Source organism: Nonlabens sp. SCSIO 43208 (assembly GCF_050703575.1).
Lineage (GTDB): Bacteria > Bacteroidota > Bacteroidia > Flavobacteriales > Flavobacteriaceae > Nonlabens > Nonlabens tegetincola.
Genome location: NZ_CP065365.1, coordinates 2,024,523 through 2,044,011, shown reverse-complemented (window position 1 = coordinate 2,044,011; position 19,489 = coordinate 2,024,523). Strand labels below are relative to the sequence as shown.

Genomic DNA, 19,489 nt, shown 5'->3' with positions numbered 1-19,489 from the left:
CTATTTAAATTCTTAAAACACTTAATATTCTAATAATTAACGTATTAGTGAAAAATGACCCGTGATGGTTTTATTATCATAGTCCAATTTGAACCAATAATCACTACTTGGTAAAGGTTGCCCGTTGTATGTACCATCCCATCCTACTCTAACTGCAATATCATTTATCTCCTTGATCAACTTACCGTGTCTATCAAATATTTGGAGTCTGGCATCTGGAAAGTTTCTTAACCCTTCAAAATTAAAATAGTCATTAAAACCATCTTGATTAGGAGTAAAAAACTGAGGTATAATTATTCTGTTGTATTCTTGTTGAACTACCGTACAATTTAGTCTATCACGAACAAAAACAGTGACTTGAGTAAAAGTAGTAATATCAAAGTTTGGCAAATCAGACCACCTTAAACCGTCAATACTGTATTGAAAATTTGACAAGTCAGTATTAGACAGTGTTACTTGTAAATCATTTCCAATAACGATTATTTCATCAATTATAGGAGCTTCGGTAATTGTTACAGTAAATGTCGCTGTAGAAGAACAACCGTCGTTGTTAATTACTTCTACGGTATAAATTCCTTCAGTATCAACTTCAATAGCTGGTGTACCTTCTCCAGTGCTCCATACGTAGCTTGCTGGTGAGAATTGAGGATCAAGCACTACCGTTTCATCAGGACAAATTTCGTAATCTTGACTCGTAACATTTGGACTATTGAAGGCTAGGAAATCAATAGCAACTCTAGAATTTGATACACAACCGCTTTGAATATCAACGGTTTCAACGTAATAAGTTCCTGAGATGGTTGTGGTATAATCATTGGAATCATCATGAATCGAGGTTCCACCTGTAGGCACGGTGTACCAAAAAGCGGTGGTCCCATTAGGCAAGGTGACTTCCATTTCTTCAGAAATACCATCACAAGCAATCACTGGATTTTGAACTGGAACTGCTAGCGGAACTGTAACATCACGAAATTCGAAAACATCAGAAAAGTTCACGCATTGTGAATTGGATAAATTAACAGCATCTTCAGCTACTTTGACTCTATAAAAAATAGTGTCGTTTAAATTAGGTGTAGTAAAAGTAGGTCCATTCTGTCCTAAAATATCAGTAAAAATCACACCATCATCGCTTTGCTGCCATTGATACTCTGGGGTTGTGAATATGGAACTTACCGTACTTGCCGATAAAGTAATGGATTGTGCAGGGTCATCCTCACATTTTGTAACAACCGTATTATTAGCCGTATCAATTATTTGTGTGGTATCGCCACAAGTTCTAAAAACGATGTCATCGATGGCTAGATCATTACCGCAACCACCAGCACCTTCATTTATTAGTTTTAAAATACATCCATTTTGTCCGGTTGCAGTGGTAAAAGTAAGACCGTATTGCTTCCATGTAGGTGCAGGTTGTGAAAACTCAGGTGGCATTGCACCGCTTGCTAGTAAGGTGGAATCGGTAATGTCCCAAATTTCAAATCTTACTTGTATAGGAATTTCTCCAGCGCCACAAGGATTGTTGTTATCCAAAATATTGATCACCCAGGCACTAAATTCATAAGGTGTATTTTCACACAAGCCTGTTATCGGAGTTTGATAAAATAAACCTGCGGTAAAATCGGCATTTACTAAAAGCATTTTTCCATTAGGATCTCCTGTATGATCTGGAGCATCCCAAAAACTACTCAATTGTTGCATATTACTTGAGATGGTATATTCTCCATCTTGAATACCACTATTAACGTATGTGTAGGTAGTTACATTTGCTGGTAAAGCAGGTCCATTGGTAGTTCCTGATCCAAAGGTTTCGGTAAAAATGGTTGGTCCAATTTCACCATCGCAAAATGATAATTGCGCTTTCGCGAAAGCGAAATAAAATAATACTAAAAGAGTTACAGCTATCCTTTTCATTGAGTGCAAGATAACTAAGGTTGCTGATACTTTAACTTATAAATATATAAAGGTATTGACAGTAAATTAACAAAATTTATAAAGAGTGCTAAAGTGATATTAAGGTAAACTAAAAACAAAGAAATTCTATAACAACTGTTGTATCTTTAAAATAAAAATTATGACTATACAGTTTAATTACGACGGAGTTTCTGGAAGTGAAAGACTAGAAAACTATACCAAAGAAAAGCTACAAACGATTTTTGAACGTTATGACTGGGTAACACGTGCAGACGTGTTTTTCAAAACAGAAAATACATCGAGTGATCAAACGGGTATGATATCCCAAATAAGATTAAGTGCTCCTGGACCGAGACTTTTTGCTGAGGAGTCGCACGATAATTTTGAAGAAGGAATTTCAAAAGTTATTACTCAACTGAAAACTCAATGTGAGAAGAGAAAAGCGACAATAGTAAAACATTAAAAATGGGAGTTCTTGCAAAATCCAGTCGTGAAGTAAGTATTTTTTACGATTCTAATAAAAAATTACACAAGGAAGTGTATGCTTACCTAGTGAGTAGTGGCAAATCAATTAATCAACGTGATATAAATAAATTTGATATTACTGGAACTATATATGCAGAACTTATTGAATTGCTAGAATGTGATATTATCGATTTAATTGACACCAGTCATGAGAAATATCAAGGTGGTGATAGTATTGAATTTAATGACGGTGTTGATGTTTTAGGCAATCAACCAGAATTATTGCGCTTTCCTATTCTAGTAAATGATAAAAAAGCTTTACAAGCTAAATCAATGAGCGACGCAATAAAGTTTTTTGATCCAGACACTGCACAAGTGAGAATACCTTAAGTATTTTTACATCATGATTTGGACAGGATTTATAATAATGGTCAGCATCTTTTTGATGCTTGACCTTTTTGTTTTTAATAGAAAGGCTCATGTTATAGGAACCAAAGAAGCTAGTAAATACACTGCTCTTTGGGTAAGTATCGCTGTAGCTTTTACAGGTGCCATTTACCTGATATACGACAATGGACTTGTAGACAATCCTGAAAACATGACAGCGATTGATGCATCTATTAAATATATTACTGGATATCTTATTGAGTTGTCGTTAAGCATAGACAACATTTTTGTGATTGCGGTTATTTTTGGCTCCTTTAATATTGCTCCCAAATACCAGCACCGAGTTTTGTTTTGGGGAATTGTTGGTGCTTTAGTTTTTAGAGCCTTAATGATTTTGTTTGGCGTTGCCTTAATTAACAAGGTAAGCTGGATGACTTATGTTTTTGGGTTATTTCTACTGTATACGGCTTTTAAAATGCTCAAGAACAATGACGAAGAATTTGATCCTGCTCAAAGTCCCATCTATAAACTAGTACGCAAATTTTTACCGGTTACCGATCAAATTAATGGGCAGCAGCTCTTTATCAGAAAAATGGGTAAAAGAATTGCAACCCCATTATTTTTGGCCTTGGTGGTCATCGAATTGACCGATGTTCTTTTTGCTCTGGATTCTATACCGGCTATTCTAGCTATCACGGCTGATCCCTTTTTGGTTTTCACAAGTAACATTCTTGCCATAATGGGATTGAGAAGTATGTACTTTTTCCTAACCAATCTCTTAAACAAGTTCCAATACATTCATTATAGTCTAGTAGCCATACTGGGTTTTGTGGGAATCAAAATGTTATTAGTTCATCATATACATTTTCCAGAATGGTTGTCACTCGGATTTATATTTATAGCTTTACTTGCTGGTGCTTTGGCATCTAGAATGAAAAAAAATTAATCTCATCAATCTCTCCTTACTATGTTCAAATGGTTGCAAGCGATGATAGGTAAATCATCAAAAACGAGCGAGTCTTTAATGAAGGAGATGGCGCAAAAAGCTAAAATTCCAGAAAAGAATTTAGCTTTATTAAAAGAAGAACTGAATAAAATTGTCATTACGGCTACAGGTTATAATAAGGTTAAAGACATAGACCAAAATGCATTTTTAAAAATTCAAAAAAAAGATTCTAAAGGCTTGATCATACCATTAAAAGGAGTATTCCCTATTAATGGCGAGTCTAAAGCTTTTTATTTTGATGAACATAAAGCGAATTCAATCGGTCCCTATTGTGAATTAAGCACGATTGATTATGACGAATTCCCTATACAAGAATACTACCAGACAGTAACCGTAAAAAGCTTACCGATTTGGGAAGAGGTAATTCATAGATATCCAGAATTACATAAATTAATAGTAAAGCTTGCTCCTGAATTTCCTTGGACATTATACAAAACAGCAAAAAGCCAAATCATCACTCCTACACCTTTAATTCAATTGGGTGGATATCCTCAATGGATCATCAATGATATCGATTTTAGAAAAATAAAAGGTAACGAATTAAAGTTTCAATATCTTAATTCTAGGAGTAGAAAAGGTTACTTTGAGTTTGAATCAGAAGGAAATTTAGGAGATTTATGCTTTTTTCAACGAGATTAACGACAGTTAAACGTTTTTAGAGAAATAGCCAAGTAAATACATATTCATTCCCCTTTTTCTGTATTAAAATTGTTTCCCCTTAAACTTTTAATACATGAAAACCCTAGAACCATTAATCCCTACCGAAATAAAGTTTGGAAGGAATATGGAATATAGATTTAAATGGACTCCACTTACCGATTCACTTACAGGTGGCAAAAGCACTGGAAAAATAATTCAACACGATCATTATGTAGAATTTTGTGGTACCATTAAATCCGTTAATAATTCCTCGTGGAGCATGTTGAGATCTCACAAACTTGAACAAGATTTAAGTGAGGTGAAATTCATAGAAATTAAATTGAGAACCGATGGTAGACCCGTTGCTTTTGAAATAGAGTTCAATCCAGGTGTTCAACAAGAAAAATACGGATACATGATTCGTATGCATAAGAATACTTGGAAGACCATAAAGCTACCCATCAATCATTTCAAGCGTGTCCTTTTTCACAACATTATTCCTGGAGAAATTGATAAAGAAAACTTAAAAAAAGTTTTAAGATATAATTTCTCTATATCCGATGGTATTGTAGGTAATTATAGTATCGATGTAGAATACATTAAGTTCTTATAATAAAAAAGGTGCTTTTACAAGCACCTTTTTTATTTGTTATTTTAATTAGTATTGTTCATTCTCATTAGGAAAGTCTTTTGCTTTAACATCCTTAACGTAGGAACTTACTGCATCACCCATTTCCTCATAAAGATTTAAATACCTACGTAAAAAACGTGGATTAAATTCATGTGTCATTCCAAACATATCATGAGAAACTAATACCTGACCATCAACTCCAGCACCAGCACCTATACCAATTACAGGTATACTTAATTGACTTGCTACTTTTTCTGCAAGAGCAGCGGGAACTTTTTCTAGCACTAGGGCAAAACAACCCCATTTTTCGAGTAATAATGCATCCTCAATAAGCTTTTCCGCTTCGGCTTCTTCTTTAGCACGTACTGTATAAGTACCAAATTTATATATACTTTGAGGTGTAAGTCCTAGATGGCCCATTACCGGTATTCCTGCGTGTAAAATACGTTTTATGGATTCCTTTACTTCTCTTCCTCCTTCAAGTTTAACGCTGTGTCCGCCACTTTCCTTCATTATTCTAATCGCACTGCGCAAGGCCTCTTTAGGATCACTTTGATAACTACCAAAAGGTAAATCTACAACAACCAGCGAACGCTCTGCGGCTCTTACAACACTACTCGCATGATAAATCATTTGATCTAGTGTTATAGGTAGCGTAGTCTCGTGACCTGCCATTACGTTACTAGCGCTATCTCCTACTAGAATCACATCAACGCCACCACTATCTACTATTTTGGCCATGGTATAATCATAAGCAGTTAGCATAGAGATTTTTTCTCCATTGGCCTTCATTTCGGATAATGATTTAACGGTTATTCTTTTATATTGCTTCTTTGCTACAGACATAATCTTGTTTTATGAAGTAAAAATACTAATATTACCATTCAATTAGATATTATGAACAGGAAAGCTTTATTAATGATGGTTTGTGTTTGTTTCGCTTTCGCGAAAGCGTACTCTCAACAACCGGTAGAACAAGATTCCATTGCACAAGACTCTATTAATGAAATGGTGAAACCGATGAAAAAGTCTCCTGTGGAGGCTGTACGTGATTTTTTCGAAGCGTTTCATGCGCAGGATAGCGTTGCTCTAGACCAGTCCATGGCCGATAATCTGATGCTATTCTCTTATATTAAGTCTCGTTCTAAAGGAAATTCAATGGAAAAGGCGAGTAAGTCTGACTTTATGAATAGCATTTTAAATATTCCAGAAAACATGACCTTTAAGGAAACGCTTATAGAAATTAGTCATACTACTTTTGAGGATATTGCAACGGTCCATACAACCTACGAATTTCATGTTAATGGTCAATTTTCACATAGTGGTGTCAACGTATTTACCATGGTTTATTACAATGATAAATGGTTGATAACTGGAATTACGGACACTCGGAATATGCTTTACTAACTTCAATAAAAAAAGACCTGTGTCAAAACAGGTCTTTTTTTAATCCGCAATTATTTAAAACTACTGATTTCCTAGGATTATAGGTAAACCACCGTTGTCAGAACTACCTACAACGATCACTTTAGAATTAGGTGATTCAGCAAGTTTTAAAGTAGCCTCAATACCTTTTTCCATTAAAATTTTATCAGTAAGTGATTTACTTAAAATATCATTTGCTGCGGCCTTACCTTGTGCGTCAATTCTTTGACGTTCTGCTTCTTTTTGAGCCTTTACCAGTCTGAACTCGTACTCTTGAGCTTCTTGTTCCTGTCTTAACTTACGTTCGATAGCATCATTAATTTTAGGTGGTAACTTTACCTCTTTTACAAACACCTTGTTCACTGTAAGGTATTGGCCTTCTAATTCCTTAGTAAGTTCAGACATGATTTCACTTACAATAATTTCCTTCTTAGAAGAATAAAGTTGCTCAGGAGTGTAACGACCAACTACTGATCTGGTAGCAGCGTTAATGGCAGGATCAAGGATAGTTTCAACGTAATTTGCTCCTTTTTCCTTATACAACCTAGGTAGGTTATCATATTCTGGTTGAAACCACACCGTACCTTCAACAGTTACTTTAAGACCGTTTACCGAAAGTACTTCCATACTATCAGAAAATGATTGTTGTTTCACTCTAAATTCCGTCATATCATTCCACGGTGCAATGATATGAAATCCTTCTCCATAGGTTTTACTGGTATCAACACCAGAAAAGAAGTTGAATAGAACACCTGCTTCACCAGCACCTATATTAACTGAACTTTTAAATAAAATAATAATAGCTAGTACAATTCCTATCGCAAATAGAATTGCTGCCTTTGGTAATTTTTCCATAATCTAATTTTAAATTAATCCGTTGTACTTCCTGATAAACCATTCTAGTCCTAAGGACAAAAGCAAAACTCCTAATAAATAGTGCCAATCAATTAAAGAGGAATATTTAAGAGTTGCTTTTTCGATAGTTTTATACTTAGATTCATCAAGTAGTTCATCTAGTACTTTATTGGTCTCGCCAGCATAAAAAATATTACTAGAATCAATTAAAGAATTGAAAGAGCTAGAACTCGCACTAGTAAATTGTTTTTCAATGTCAAACTCGAGTATGCTTATTTTTCCAGATTGAGTTAAAACATCATTTTCAACTTTTACTGTAAAGTTATAATCTGCTGGTTCTATATCTGAAAGATTTACCTTATAGGTATTGTTAGAGAGAACAAATGGCCTGATAATTTTCTCACTAGTTTCAAGATTAGTTAAATAAAGATTTAGAATACCACTGTCTTCAAACTCGTAGTTTTTGTTTAAAAACATAGCATTGATTACTATTTCATTGTTTTGATAATAAAAGGAATTATAATCTACATCTAGTCGCTTACGTTTTTTATTACTTGCTAGTAGTTGCACCTGACTACTCACTAAATCGTCAAAATTTGTAAAAGAGGTTGACTCTATAAAACTTTGTGATCGCCATCTCCATAATCCTGCACCCATTGTAACAGAATGTCGGTTGGTATTTTCCTCATAATTAAACCATAAAGGATCGGCTGTTTCTACAGATCCTATTTGTTTGTAGAAAAGTATATCAATAGGTGTATTAAAACTTACCATTCCAAAAGGTGCTCTTACTGGTGGATAATCATTAAATGAAAATGAATCAACATTATAGGCCGTAAAATTCTCATTAAGAATGGGTTGCACCTCATCAACATCCTTTGAGTTTTCGATTGAAAAAGCGTTTTGTAAAGAGTTGATCATTTGAATATCTGGAGATTCTCCCAGTAACCACCAAGTGTTTTTACCCAATAACTTCACCTGATTTATAATTGGCTTTAAGCCCTGGTTGACACCATAAAAAATAATTAAGTTATACTCATTTAGATTAGAAACTTTATCGGGATTCACAATCTCAACTGTTCTTTGTTGATTGCTTTCAATGGCTTTACGCAACGCACCTACGTCAGGATGCATGCTAGCTGTAATAATAGCTACCTTAGTTTGTTGATCGATTACTTCAACAGCAAAATTTCTATAATTGTTTGAGGTATTTTTCTCTTCTGTGAAAGGTTCTATAGCGATTTGGTACCGTTGTGTACCTATGGAAGTACTTTTTAGTAAGGCCGAAACTACAGTACTAGAATTATTTTTGGAGAATGTTAGATTTTCTCGATAAACAATTTGGTTACCATTCTTGATTGTGAGTCTCGATTCTCTTGATACGTCTCCTGAATATTGAACAAATATCTCAACAGGAAATTCATTTTTTAAATAAGAATATTTATTAACATTTACCTGTCCTATTCTAAAATCGTAATAAACAGTCGTATCCCCATAAATTATAGGAAAAAGTGATTCTGGATTATTTAATTTGGTGAACGCTAGATCCCTACCTCTACTTTGATTACCATCTGTAAGCAGTAAAGTAACATTATTTCTTGATTTAAAAAGCTCTTGATTCTTGGATAACCCGTTTGAGATATTAGTAGCGTCACCTTTAAAATTTAAACTATCAAAGGGTTCAAAATTATCGTCTAGTGCAAATGTTCTTATTTCAAACTTTTCAACTAAATCTTCATTTTGAATCAAGCTTTGATAATCCGAGTTGAGTTGTTCGCTAGCATTAAGATATTCTATGGATTTAGATTGGTCCAATAGAATGGAAAGAACCGGCTTTTCATCCTGAAAAGATTTTGTAACAAACTTTGGATTAATCAATAAAAAAGCTGCACTTAGAACAGAAATGAACCTAAGTACAGCTAAGTAATATAAACTATTTGATAAACGCTTTTCTTTAAAAAAATAGGAATACCAAGCAAATAATGCACTAGCGACTACCGCTACTCCTATCCATAAATAATAAGCAGTTTGCAAGATAATTAATGGTTTAAGTTAACATTCCACCATCAACATTAAGTACTTGACCAGTAATGTAAGCAGATAAATCACTAGCTAGAAATACGCATGCATTTGCCACATCTTCTGGAGTACCACCTCTTTTAAGAGGAATTCCGTCTCTCCATCCTTGTACCGTTTTCTCATCTAGAGCACCGGTCATTTCAGTTTCGATAAAACCTGGAGCAATGGCATTACAACGTATATTACGAGATCCCAATTCCAGAGCAACAGATTTTGTAAAACCTAAGATACCAGCTTTTGATGCGGCATAATTGGTTTGTCCTGCATTACCTTTAACACCAACCACGCTGCTCATATTGATAATGCTTCCCTTACGTTGTTTTAACATGGTACGTTGTACAGCTTTAGTCATATTAAAAACAGACTTTAAGTTTACTTCAATCACCTTGTCAAAATCCTCTTCACTTATACGCATAAGTAAATTATCCTTGGTTATCCCAGCATTATTTATCAATACATCTATAGTATCAAAATCATTTGAGACCGCTTCTATGAGTTCCTGAGCTTGATTGAAGTCTGCAGCGTTACTCTTATAAGCTTTTGCTTTAACTCCTAGGTCAGTTAACTCTTTTTCTAATTCTAGAGCAGGTGCTTCAGAACTTGCGTAGGTAAAAGCAACATTGGCACCATTTTCTGCAAAAACACGTGCAATCCCTTTACCTATTCCACGGCTTGCGCCAGTGATGATTACATTTTTTCCTTCCAGTAATTTCATAAGGTTTGGTATTTATAAAAATAAAACTCAATGGAACACGGTGTGTTTCATTGAGTTTTAAGAAAATCTATAATTATTTTCCTAGAACTTCGGCAACTTTTTTACCTATCTCAGCTGGAGAATCAACAACGTGAATACCACATTCTCTCATAATTGCTTTCTTAGCTTGAGCAGTGTCTTCAGATCCACCTACAATAGCACCTGCGTGACCCATTGTACGTCCAGCAGGAGCAGTTTCACCTGCGATAAAACCAACTACTGGTTTTTTATTACCTGTTTCTTTAATCCATCTTGCAGCATCAGCTTCTAACTGACCACCTATTTCACCTATCATTACGATAGCCTCAGTTTCTGGGTCATTCATAAATAATTCAACGGCTTCCTTTGTAGTCGTTCCAATAATTGGATCACCACCAATTCCTATTGCTGTAGAAATACCATAACCTTGTTTTACAACCTGGTCAGAAGCTTCATAAGTAAGTGTTCCAGATTTTGATACAATTCCTACTTTACCTTCTTTAAATACAAAACCTGGCATAATACCAACTTTTGCCTCACCTGGAGTAATTACACCAGGACAGTTAGGACCAACTAATCTACAGTCCTTATCCTTGATATAATCAGCAGCTTTTACCATATCTGCCACAGGAATACCTTCAGTAATAGTAATGATTACTTTGATGCCTGCGTCAGCAGCTTCCTTAATAGCATCAGCAGCAAATGCTGGTGGAACAAAAATAATTGTTGTATCGGCGTTTACCTTTTCAACAGCCTCTTTAACCGTATTAAAAACTGGCTTACCTAGGTGTTCTTGACCACCTTTACCTGGAGTAACTCCACCTACAACGTTTGTACCGTATTCAATCATTTGACCAGCATGAAAAGTACCTTCACTACCAGTAAATCCTTGAACTATAATATTTGAATCCTTATTTACTAAAACACTCATTTATATGTATTTATACTTATTAAATTAACTTTCTTTTTCACTAGGATGACTAGAATGATGCGCTTCAATAATTCTGTCATCTTGAACTTTAAAAATACTAATAAAATAGCCTATTGGCATTTCTTCATTAGGATTTTCAAAGGTACGCACGTAAAGTGTGAATCGCGCAGCAACTTCGCTTTTATTATTTGCAAGAATATGAGTAACATCAGTTCTCATAACCTCGTAATTATCCGTATTTGACTTGTACAAGTCTAGGTAAGATTGATAATCGAACACATTGAATCCTGAACTGGAATGCCAGTATACTTTTAAATCTTTATGAAAAAATTCTGGGAATTGTGAACTATCTACAAATACCTGAGAATCTAAAAACGATTGAACTATTTTTTTTGCTGACACTTCTTATAATTTTTTGACTAAATTAGGCAACATTCTTAGGGCAGCCAACTCTTTAAACTTTTCTTTTGCATTAATTGCTGGTGAACCAAATACGGCTTCGCCTGGTTGAATGTCTTTAGACACTCCACTTTGTGCCATAACCTCACAACCTTCTCCTAGTTTAACATCGCTGCGCACACCTACCTGACCCCATAATTTTACGTTGTCCTCAATGATTACACAGCCCGCAATTCCTACTTGACTGGCTATAAGTACATGTCTACCCAAAACGGTATCATGTCCTATGTGAACCTGATTGTCCAACTTTGACCCATAACCAATAGTAGTATCGCCAGAGACACCTCTATCAATGGTACACAAAGCACCTATTTCAACTTGATCTTCAATGACTACTCTACCGTTACTCAATAGTTTGTCATATCCAGCTTCTCTCCTTTTATAATAAAAAGCATCTCCGCCTAAAACTGTACCAGCGTGTATAATAACATTATCACCTATGATACAACGATCGCCTATCGATACGTTGGCATGTATAACCGTGTTTTCACCTACGACTACCTCATTTCCTAGACTAGCTGTGGGATGAACTAATGCCGTGGTGGCTATTGTTGTGTTCGCTTTCGCGAAAGCGTTAAAAGGAACAAAATGTTGAGTCAACTTATTGAAATCCCTAAAAGGATCGTCTGATATTAGTAAGGCTTTACCATCTGGACAATCCACTTTTTTGTTTATCAAAACAATGGTGGCTGCACTGTTTAATGCCTTGTCGTAATATTTAGGATGATCAACAAATACAATATCTCCTGGAGTAACAACATGAATCTCGTTCATTCCTGTTACAGGAAAGTCTGCTGGCCCAACAAATTCACATTTGATCAGGTCAGCAATAAAATCTAGTCTATGAGTTTGATTGAATTTCACCTATTCCTTGATACGCTCGTGATAAGCTCCTTTTTCTGTATCGATTCTTATCTTATCACCTTCATTAATAAATAAAGGAACCATTACTCGTTCACCTGTTTCTACAGTAGCTGGTTTTGAAGCGTTCGTAGCCGTGTTACCCTTAACACCAGGCTCTGTCGCTGTAACTTCTAATATTACATATTGAGGCATATCAACTGAAAGTGGTGAGTCGTCCTCTGTATTAATTTGAATTTTCACATTTTCACCTTCTTTAAGAAGACCAGGAGCATCTAGACTACTTTCAGGTAGCTGGATTTGCTCATAGGTATCAGTATTCATAAAGTGGTAGGCCTCACCATCATTATACAAATACTGGAATGTATGAGTTTCAACACGGATTTCATCAATTTTATGACCTGCAGAAAAGGTATTATCGATAACCTTACCAGTAGTTACACTTTTAAGTTTTGTTCTTACAAATGCTGGTCCTTTACCAGGTTTTACGTGTAAAAATTCAATGATTTTGTATATATCGTGATTATAACGTATACATAATCCTTTTCTAATGTCGCTTGTATTTGCCATATATTCTTAATTGTTGCGCACGTATCCTCTCATGATACCTCGCTTAGAGTTTTTAATAAATTCTATAATTTCATCACGCTCGTTTGAAGCGCTCATTTCTGCCTCGATAATTTGAACCGCTTGTGAAACGTTATAATTCTTTTGATATAAAATGCGATAGATATCTTGAATCTCTCGTATTTTTTCTAGTTCAAAACCTCGTCTTCTTAAACCTACTGAATTAATACCTACATAACTAAGAGGTTCTCTACCTGCTTTAACGTATGGTGGTACATCTTTACGCACCAACGATCCACCGGTAACAAATGCATGATTCCCTATTTGACAGAATTGTTGAACGGCCGCCATTCCCGCAAGCACCACGTGATCTCCTACGGTTATATGACCTGCGAGTGTACTGTTATTTGAGAAAATACAATTATCTCCTACAACACAATCATGTGCAATATGGCAATAAGCCATAATCCAACAATTTTTACCAATGATAGTTTTCATTTTATCACTAGTACCACGGTTAATCGTTACGCATTCTCTAATGGTAGTACCATCTCCTATGACAGTGGTAGTTTCTTCATCTTCAAACTTTTTATCCTGCGGTATTGCAGATATAACTGCTCCTGGAAAAATGCTTACATTTTTACCTATGCGGGCACCTTCCATGATAGTAACGTTTGATCCTATCCAGGAACCTTCACCTATTACTACATTGTTATGAATAGTAGCAAATGGTTCAATGACTACATTTTTTGCAATTTTTGCTCCTGGATGTACGTATGCTAAAGGTTGATTCATTTATTTTTCTTTTGAAATTTGAGCCATAAGCTCTGCTTCGGCACATAAAACGCCGTTTGCATAAGCATATGCTTGCATGTGAGCAATTCCTCTTCTTATAGGAGTAATTAGATCACATTTAAATATTAGGGTATCTCCAGGTACTACTTTACGTTTAAATTTAACGTTATCGATTTTCATAAAGAAAGTGAGGTAGTTTTCAGGATCCGGAACGGTGCTTAGAACTAATATACCACCATTTTGAGCCATTGCCTCTACTATAAGAACACCTGGCATTACCGGTTGTCCAGGAAAGTGACCTACAAAAAATGGTTCATTCATGGTCACATTCTTGAGTCCGATTACCTGACTATCAGTCAAGGTAAAAATTTTATCTACCAACAAGAATGGTGGACGGTGAGGTAACATAGCCATAATTTGATTGACGTCCATAAGTGGTGTTTGATTGACATCAATATCAGGCACATTTTCTCGAATATCCTTTTTTATAATCTTGGCCATTTTCTTTGCAAATTGAGTGTTTACAAAGTGACCTGGTTTTGTTGCAATAACTTTACCGCGTATTCTATAACCTATTAAAGCAAGATCACCGATTACATCTAATAATTTATGGCGTGCTGCCTCATTAGGATGATGTAACTCTAGGTTATCTAAAATACCATTAGGTTTTACACTTATATTTTCCTTGTTGAACGCTTTTTTTAAGCTGTTCATAGTTTTCTCAGAAATCTCTTTATCTACATAAACTATCGCATTATTAAGATCACCACCTTGAATAAGTCCGTGATCCAGTAACATCTCTAATTCATGTAAAAAACTAAAGGTTCTTGCTTCTGATATTTCAGATTTAAAATCTGATAATTTTTCAAGAGTAGCATTTTGAGTACCTAATACTTTAGTACCAAAATCAACCATTGTGGTTACTTGGTATTTATCAGAAGGCATCAAAATAATCTCGCTACCTGTTTCCTCATCTTTGTAAGAAATGATTTCCTTGACTACAAATTCTTGACGTTTTGCATCTAATTCCTTGATACCAGCCTTTTCAAGAGCTTCAATAAAAAACTTAGAGGATCCATCCATAATTGGTGGTTCACTACTATTGATTTCTATAAGACAATTGTCAATTTCCAGTCCTACAAGGGCAGCAAGTACATGCTCACAAGTATTGATTTGCACTCCTCGTTTATCAAGGGTTGTTCCTCTTTTAGTATCAGTTACATAAGCAGCTAGCGCTTCAATAACTGGTTCTCCCTCAAGATCAACTCTTTGAAAGGCATAACCATGATCTGCCGGAGCTGGTTTAAATACTAGAGTTACTTCTTTACCTGTATGTAATCCTACACCAGATAAGGTGACCTCACGGTCGATTGTTGTTTGATTAATGTCTGTGACAGTCATAATGACTAACGTTTTTCTAGGTCAGTAATGCGTTTTTCGATTTTTGGCAAATTTTTGAAATACACATAGGAACGATTCCAATCACCGTAATCAAAGGCTGGCGATCCTTGTATATTTGAATTTGATTTTATATTTCTTCCTACTCCACTTTGAGCTTGGATACCGACATTATCACCTATTGTGATATGCCCTACAATTCCTACTTGACCACCTATCCTGCAATTTTTACCTACCTTGGTAGAACCTGCAACGCCCGTTTGGGCTGCAATAACCGTATTTTCACCTATCTCTACATTGTGAGCTATTTGAATTTGGTTATCCAACTTGGCTCCTTTCCTTATTATAGTACTACCTAGAGTAGCCCTATCAATAGTTGAAAGAGCACCTACATCAACATGATCTTCAATAATTACATTACCTGTTTGTGGTACCTTACTATAAGTACCATCAGGATTAGGTGAAAAACCAAAACCATCGGCTCCTATCACACAACCAGAATTGATAACTACTCGATTACCGATTACACAATCTGACAATACTTGAGCCGACGAGAAAATTACAGAATGATCACCTATTGTAACGTTGTCACCTATATGTGATTGCGGAAAAATCTTTACTCCATCACCTATTTTTACATTCTCACCTATGTAAGCAAAAGCACCTACATAGACATCATCACCTAGTTGTGCCGTTTCATGAATAAAACTAGGTTGTTCTATACCTGTTTTACTCATTTTGGCCATTTGGTAATATTCAAGCAATTTTGAAAAAGCCTTATAACTATCTTCAACCTTAATGAGTGTGGTGTCTACCGGCTGTTCTGGCAGGAAGTCTTTATTCACGATAACAGCACTGGCTTGTGTGTTATATATATAAGGAGTGTATTTAGGATTTGATAAAAAGGACAAGCTTCCTTTTTCTCCTTCCTCTATCTTGGATAATTTACTTAATTCTAGTTGTTCATCTCCATCTACGATTCCTTCTAGAATGTCAGCTATTTGTTGGACTGTAAACTTCATTGTGGCAAAAATAAGTAAACTAATGTAATATTAATCCCGTAGCAACAACATACTCATATTGTGTTATCCACAATAAACAAAAAATACTATGAATTATCCTTTAATTTAGGATGACAGTAGTAATGTTTTTGTGCAACTTTGGTAAGGGCTTTGAAACTATCTTCTTTAGTTACTTTAAGTAATTCCTTAACCTTTCCTGTTTTGGTGAGAATTTTAATAGGGTTCGCTTTCGCGAAAGCGGTATGCTTAACCACTCCTTGAAAAACGAAATAACTAGCCTGATCCTCAGACAATTTATATTGCTTTTGCAGTTGAATAATTTTACTATTCAATTTCTTTTCTGAAACAGGAGCATCTCGAAATTTGACTTTTAGTAATTGTCTATTAAGAAGCATATTACTTAATTCCCTGAGCACAAAGTCTTCATGATCGACATTCATTTTAAGCGCAGTAAAAACATCAGTATCATCTAACCTTGCAAACATCTTTAAATCATGAGCACTAGCCTGATCAAAATTTTCTCTAGTAATAAAGTACTCGATACGGTCTGGTAATGCAACGGATATTTTAGACTCATACAATTCAACTAATCGCTTGAAAAAAGATTGTAATAAATGCTCGGCAGCGATCCCTGTTTTATGTAAATACACTTGCCAGTACATAAGCCTGCGCGAAGTCAAAAAATGCTCTATACTATAAATACCCTTTTCTTCTACTACAAGCTCATCATTAACAACATTAAGCATCGCGATAAGCCTAGTACTGTTTATATTTCCTTCTGCAACTCCTGTATAAAAACTGTCTCGTTTAAGGTAATCCAGTCGATCCATATCTAATTGACTAGAAATTAATTGTAACATAAACGGTCGATGATACTCTCCTTTAAAAATTTTAATAGCAAGCGTTAAACTACCGTTAAACTCCTCGTTAAGAGCTTGCATAAAATTTAAAGATAGCTGCTCGTGAGTAACACCTTTAACGATCTTATATTCAAGAGCGTGAGAGAATGGTCCATGACCAATATCATGTAATAAAATAGTTTTATAAAGAGCATCCTCTTCCTTATCATCAATCACAACACCTTTAGATCGTAATACTTGGACTGCTTTTTGCATGAGATGCATGCATCCCAAGGCATGATGGAAACGAGTGTGATGAGCACCTGGGTAAACCAGATAACTTAATCCCATTTGTGTAATTCTACGCAACCTTTGAAAGTAAGGATGCTCAATTAACTGAAAGATCTCTCTACTAGGAATAGAAATAAATCCATAGATAGGATCGTTTAATATTTTAAGTTTGTTTTGTTGTTTCAAACGACAGGCATTTTAAAGCAAAGATACTAGTATGAATAATATCAAAATATTATGGGTAGATGACGAGGTAGATTTATTAAAACCTCACATACTCTTTTTAGAAAGTAAAGGTTACAAAGTTGATACTCGCGTGAGCGGCACAGAGGCCATTGAAGCTATTGATGAGGACAACTATGATATTGTTTTTCTTGATGAAAATATGCCTGGACTTACAGGGCTAGAAACTCTTACAGAGATAAAAGAAAAACAATCACAGCTTCCTGTCATCATGATCACTAAAAGTGAAGAGGAATACATCATGGAAGAAGCAATAGGAGCAAAAATTGCTGACTATCTTATCAAACCTGTGAACCCTAATCAAATATTACTGTCGGTAAAAAAGAATTTGGATCACTCAAGGTTGATTAATGAGAAAACAACTAGTGATTACCAAAAAGAGTTTCAAAAAATATCAATGGAATTATCCATGATCAATTCCTATGAAGAATGGGTAAAGCTTTATCAAAAACTACTTTATTGGGAAATAGAATTAGAGGATATTGAGGATAGTGGTATGAGAGAAATATTAAATGCTCAAAAGACCGAAGCAAATCATCAGTTTTGCAAATTTATCGATCGTAATTATCCAGAATGGTTTGAAGATGAAGAAGAAGCTCCTTTATTAAGTCATCAATTATTTAGGAAAAAGGTTGTCCCTTCTTTAAAAAACAAGGAACAGGTTTTATTTGTGGTTATTGACAATTTAAGGTATGATCAATATAAAGCATTTGAAGGGCTAGTTAACAATCATTATAAAAAACAACAAGAAGAAACATACTGCTCCATTTTACCTACAGCCACTCAATACGCTAGAAATGCCATATTTAGTGGTTTAATGCCTGAAGATATGAAGAAACGTCATCCAGAATATTGGAAAGATGATACTGATGAAGGCGGTAAAAATATGCACGAGGCAGACTTTCTAGAAGCTCAGTTAAAAAGATTAAGATTAGATGTAAGTTGGCAATATCACAAAATCACCAACGAAAATAACGGGAGAAAACTTGCAGATAATTTTAAATCTCAAAAAGATAACGACCTTACCGTTGTGGTCTACAACTTCGTCGATATGCTCTCTCATTCTAAAACTGAAATGGAGGTTATAAAAGAACTAGCTAGTAATGACAAAGCATACCGTTCCTTAACCTTAAGTTGGTTCAAAAATTCACCTTTACTAGAAATCATACAACGTGCGCAGCAATTGGGTATGAAACTAATCCTTACCACTGACCACGGTACGATAAATGTAACAACACCTAGTAAAGTAATTGGTGATAAGAATACGAGTTTGAATTTGAGATACAAAACAGGTCGTAGTTTAACATATGAAGACAAAGATGTTCTGGCAGCTCAAGACCCAGCTACTATAAAACTTCCTAAGATCAACATGAGTAGTAGTTTCATTTTTGCCAAAGGAGATTTATTTTTTGCTTACCCTAATAATTACAATCACTACGTGAGTTATTACCGTAATACATATCAACACGGTGGTGTGTCTATGGAAGAAATGTTAATACCAGTAGCAACTTTTGAACCTAGATAATGGAATACGCATATACTTTAGACACCGTTAACCAGGCTGCCAAAAAACTATTAAGAGACCTTAATATAGAACAATCCGTTTTTAATCGTTCTATTATAATTTGTTTTGAAGCAGAAATGGGTTCAGGCAAAACAACTTTGATAAAAGAGTTGTGCAAAGTACTTAAATCGAAAGATGAGATATCTTCACCGACATTTTCACTGGTAAACGAATATAAGTGCCCATTCGGCGATATTTTTCATTATGACCTGTACCGAATTAACCAAACAGAAGAGTTGCTCGATCTAGGAATGGAAGATTATATCGACAAAATAGGTGTTCATTTTATAGAATGGCCACAGGTAGCAAAGCCTTTATTAACTGATTTTAAAACAGTTACAATTAATTTTGTAGATTTTAACTCTAGAACGTTTAACATATATTAAAA

The 19,489-nt window shown here is 35.0% G+C and carries 21 protein-coding genes; 8 read left to right on the top strand and 13 right to left on the bottom strand.

Annotated elements, in window-relative coordinates; genetic code table 11:
- Nucleotides 1-36 precede the first annotated feature (36 nt).
- Nucleotides 37-1,911: a T9SS type B sorting domain-containing protein gene (locus I5168_RS09345; protein WP_431471577.1), complete on the bottom strand. Its 1,875-nt coding sequence runs from the start codon at nt 1,909-1,911 to the stop codon at nt 37-39.
- Nucleotides 1,912-2,071: 160 nt separating this feature from the next.
- Here I5168_RS09345 and I5168_RS09340 point away from each other — a divergent pair, with 160 nt between their 5' ends.
- The 5 genes from I5168_RS09340 (at nt 2,072) to I5168_RS09320 (ending at nt 5,021) form a co-directional block, all read left to right on the top strand.
- Complete coding sequence (locus I5168_RS09340) at nt 2,072-2,374, top strand: HPF/RaiA family ribosome-associated protein (protein ID WP_042279210.1); 303 nt, start codon at nt 2,072-2,074, stop codon at nt 2,372-2,374.
- A 2-nt stretch (nt 2,375-2,376) separates the two neighbouring features.
- A complete protein-coding gene (locus I5168_RS09335; protein ID WP_105019130.1) occupies nt 2,377-2,766 on the top strand; it encodes an arsenate reductase family protein in 390 nt (129 codons plus the stop codon).
- Nucleotides 2,767-2,776: 10 nt separating this feature from the next.
- Nucleotides 2,777-3,709 (top strand): TerC family protein, encoded by a 933-nt coding sequence (locus tag I5168_RS09330; RefSeq protein WP_042279213.1) that lies wholly within the window; start codon nt 2,777-2,779, stop codon nt 3,707-3,709.
- A 21-nt stretch (nt 3,710-3,730) separates the two neighbouring features.
- A complete protein-coding gene (locus I5168_RS09325) occupies nt 3,731-4,408 on the top strand; it encodes a hypothetical protein (protein ID WP_431471576.1) in 678 nt (225 codons plus the stop codon).
- Between the two features lie 94 nt (nt 4,409-4,502).
- On the top strand, nt 4,503-5,021 hold the full coding sequence (locus I5168_RS09320; protein ID WP_105019132.1) for a CIA30 family protein: 519 nt from the start codon (nt 4,503-4,505) through the stop codon (nt 5,019-5,021).
- Between the two features lie 45 nt (nt 5,022-5,066).
- Here the strand turns inward: I5168_RS09320 and panB are convergent, their stop codons facing one another.
- On the bottom strand, nt 5,067-5,885 hold the full coding sequence (gene panB / locus I5168_RS09315) for a 3-methyl-2-oxobutanoate hydroxymethyltransferase (RefSeq protein ID WP_042279222.1): 819 nt from the start codon (nt 5,883-5,885) through the stop codon (nt 5,067-5,069).
- Between the two features lie 51 nt (nt 5,886-5,936).
- Here panB and I5168_RS09310 point away from each other — a divergent pair, with 51 nt between their 5' ends.
- On the top strand, nt 5,937-6,446 hold the full coding sequence (locus I5168_RS09310) for a nuclear transport factor 2 family protein (RefSeq protein WP_431471575.1): 510 nt from the start codon (nt 5,937-5,939) through the stop codon (nt 6,444-6,446).
- A gap of 60 nt (nt 6,447-6,506) precedes the next feature.
- Here the strand turns inward: I5168_RS09310 and I5168_RS09305 are convergent, their stop codons facing one another.
- The 11 genes from I5168_RS09305 to I5168_RS09255 form a co-directional block, all read right to left on the bottom strand.
- Nucleotides 6,507-7,319, bottom strand: a complete 813-nt coding sequence (locus I5168_RS09305; protein ID WP_105019134.1) for a prohibitin family protein — start codon at nt 7,317-7,319, stop codon at nt 6,507-6,509.
- A 9-nt stretch (nt 7,320-7,328) separates the two neighbouring features.
- Entirely contained in the window at nt 7,329-9,353 is a 2,025-nt protein-coding gene (locus I5168_RS09300; protein WP_431471574.1) for a hypothetical protein, read from the bottom strand.
- Between the two features lie 13 nt (nt 9,354-9,366).
- The gene (gene fabG, locus I5168_RS09295; RefSeq protein WP_042279226.1) at nt 9,367-10,113 is read right to left on the bottom strand and encodes a 3-oxoacyl-[acyl-carrier-protein] reductase; all 747 of its coding nucleotides are present in this window, start codon (nt 10,111-10,113) and stop codon (nt 9,367-9,369) included.
- Nucleotides 10,114-10,186: 73 nt separating this feature from the next.
- Nucleotides 10,187-11,062, bottom strand: coding sequence for a succinate--CoA ligase subunit alpha (gene sucD / locus I5168_RS09290; RefSeq protein ID WP_060522386.1), 876 nt, complete (start codon nt 11,060-11,062; stop codon nt 10,187-10,189).
- A 24-nt stretch (nt 11,063-11,086) separates the two neighbouring features.
- A complete protein-coding gene (locus I5168_RS09285) occupies nt 11,087-11,464 on the bottom strand; it encodes a hypothetical protein (protein ID WP_060522385.1) in 378 nt (125 codons plus the stop codon).
- A gap of 3 nt (nt 11,465-11,467) precedes the next feature.
- Entirely contained in the window at nt 11,468-12,385 is a 918-nt protein-coding gene (locus I5168_RS09280; RefSeq protein WP_167342099.1) for a UDP-3-O-(3-hydroxymyristoyl)glucosamine N-acyltransferase, read from the bottom strand.
- Nucleotides 12,386-12,952, bottom strand: a complete 567-nt coding sequence (gene efp, locus I5168_RS09275; RefSeq protein WP_431471573.1) for an elongation factor P — start codon at nt 12,950-12,952, stop codon at nt 12,386-12,388.
- A 6-nt stretch (nt 12,953-12,958) separates the two neighbouring features.
- Entirely contained in the window at nt 12,959-13,744 is a 786-nt protein-coding gene (gene lpxA / locus I5168_RS09270) for an acyl-ACP--UDP-N-acetylglucosamine O-acyltransferase (RefSeq protein WP_042279232.1), read from the bottom strand.
- Nucleotides 13,745-15,145: a bifunctional UDP-3-O-[3-hydroxymyristoyl] N-acetylglucosamine deacetylase/3-hydroxyacyl-ACP dehydratase gene (locus tag I5168_RS09265; RefSeq protein WP_042279234.1), complete on the bottom strand. Its 1,401-nt coding sequence runs from the start codon at nt 15,143-15,145 to the stop codon at nt 13,745-13,747. It lies immediately after the preceding gene.
- Between the two features lie 5 nt (nt 15,146-15,150).
- Complete coding sequence (lpxD, locus tag I5168_RS09260) at nt 15,151-16,164, bottom strand: UDP-3-O-(3-hydroxymyristoyl)glucosamine N-acyltransferase (protein ID WP_167342100.1); 1,014 nt, start codon at nt 16,162-16,164, stop codon at nt 15,151-15,153.
- Between the two features lie 86 nt (nt 16,165-16,250).
- A complete protein-coding gene (locus tag I5168_RS09255; protein ID WP_431471572.1) occupies nt 16,251-17,480 on the bottom strand; it encodes an HD domain-containing protein in 1,230 nt (409 codons plus the stop codon).
- Nucleotides 17,481-17,511: 31 nt separating this feature from the next.
- On the opposite strand from I5168_RS09255, the gene I5168_RS09250 reads away from it, so the two are divergent.
- Together I5168_RS09250 and tsaE are read left to right on the top strand one after the other, a co-directional pair.
- A complete protein-coding gene (locus tag I5168_RS09250) occupies nt 17,512-19,062 on the top strand; it encodes a response regulator (RefSeq protein WP_105019139.1) in 1,551 nt (516 codons plus the stop codon).
- Entirely contained in the window at nt 19,062-19,487 is a 426-nt protein-coding gene (tsaE, locus tag I5168_RS09245; protein WP_060522380.1) for a tRNA (adenosine(37)-N6)-threonylcarbamoyltransferase complex ATPase subunit type 1 TsaE, read from the top strand. The genes I5168_RS09250 and tsaE overlap by 1 nt, the downstream gene beginning before the upstream one ends.
- The last annotated feature ends 2 nt before the right edge of the window (nt 19,488-19,489 follow it).

Coding starts and splice junctions, on each gene's coding strand:
- I5168_RS09345 (WP_431471577.1), bottom strand. CDS start 1,911: ATGAAAAGGATAGCTGTAACTCTTTTAGTATTATTTTATTTCGCTTTC.
- I5168_RS09340 (WP_042279210.1), top strand. CDS start 2,072: ATGACTATACAGTTTAATTACGACGGAGTTTCTGGAAGTGAAAGACTA.
- I5168_RS09335 (WP_105019130.1), top strand. CDS start 2,377: ATGGGAGTTCTTGCAAAATCCAGTCGTGAAGTAAGTATTTTTTACGAT.
- I5168_RS09325 (WP_431471576.1), top strand. CDS start 3,731: ATGTTCAAATGGTTGCAAGCGATGATAGGTAAATCATCAAAAACGAGC.
- I5168_RS09320 (WP_105019132.1), top strand. CDS start 4,503: ATGAAAACCCTAGAACCATTAATCCCTACCGAAATAAAGTTTGGAAGG.
- panB (WP_042279222.1), bottom strand. CDS start 5,885: ATGTCTGTAGCAAAGAAGCAATATAAAAGAATAACCGTTAAATCATTA.
- I5168_RS09310 (WP_431471575.1), top strand. CDS start 5,937: ATGAACAGGAAAGCTTTATTAATGATGGTTTGTGTTTGTTTCGCTTTC.
- I5168_RS09305 (WP_105019134.1), bottom strand. CDS start 7,319: ATGGAAAAATTACCAAAGGCAGCAATTCTATTTGCGATAGGAATTGTA.
- fabG (WP_042279226.1), bottom strand. CDS start 10,113: ATGAAATTACTGGAAGGAAAAAATGTAATCATCACTGGCGCAAGCCGT.
- sucD (WP_060522386.1), bottom strand. CDS start 11,062: ATGAGTGTTTTAGTAAATAAGGATTCAAATATTATAGTTCAAGGATTT.
- efp (WP_431471573.1), bottom strand. CDS start 12,952: ATGGCAAATACAAGCGACATTAGAAAAGGATTATGTATACGTTATAAT.
- lpxA (WP_042279232.1), bottom strand. CDS start 13,744: ATGAATCAACCTTTAGCATACGTACATCCAGGAGCAAAAATTGCAAAA.
- I5168_RS09265 (WP_042279234.1), bottom strand. CDS start 15,145: ATGACTGTCACAGACATTAATCAAACAACAATCGACCGTGAGGTCACC.
- lpxD (WP_167342100.1), bottom strand. CDS start 16,164: ATGAAGTTTACAGTCCAACAAATAGCTGACATTCTAGAAGGAATCGTA.
- I5168_RS09250 (WP_105019139.1), top strand. CDS start 17,512: ATGAATAATATCAAAATATTATGGGTAGATGACGAGGTAGATTTATTA.
- tsaE (WP_060522380.1), top strand. CDS start 19,062: ATGGAATACGCATATACTTTAGACACCGTTAACCAGGCTGCCAAAAAA.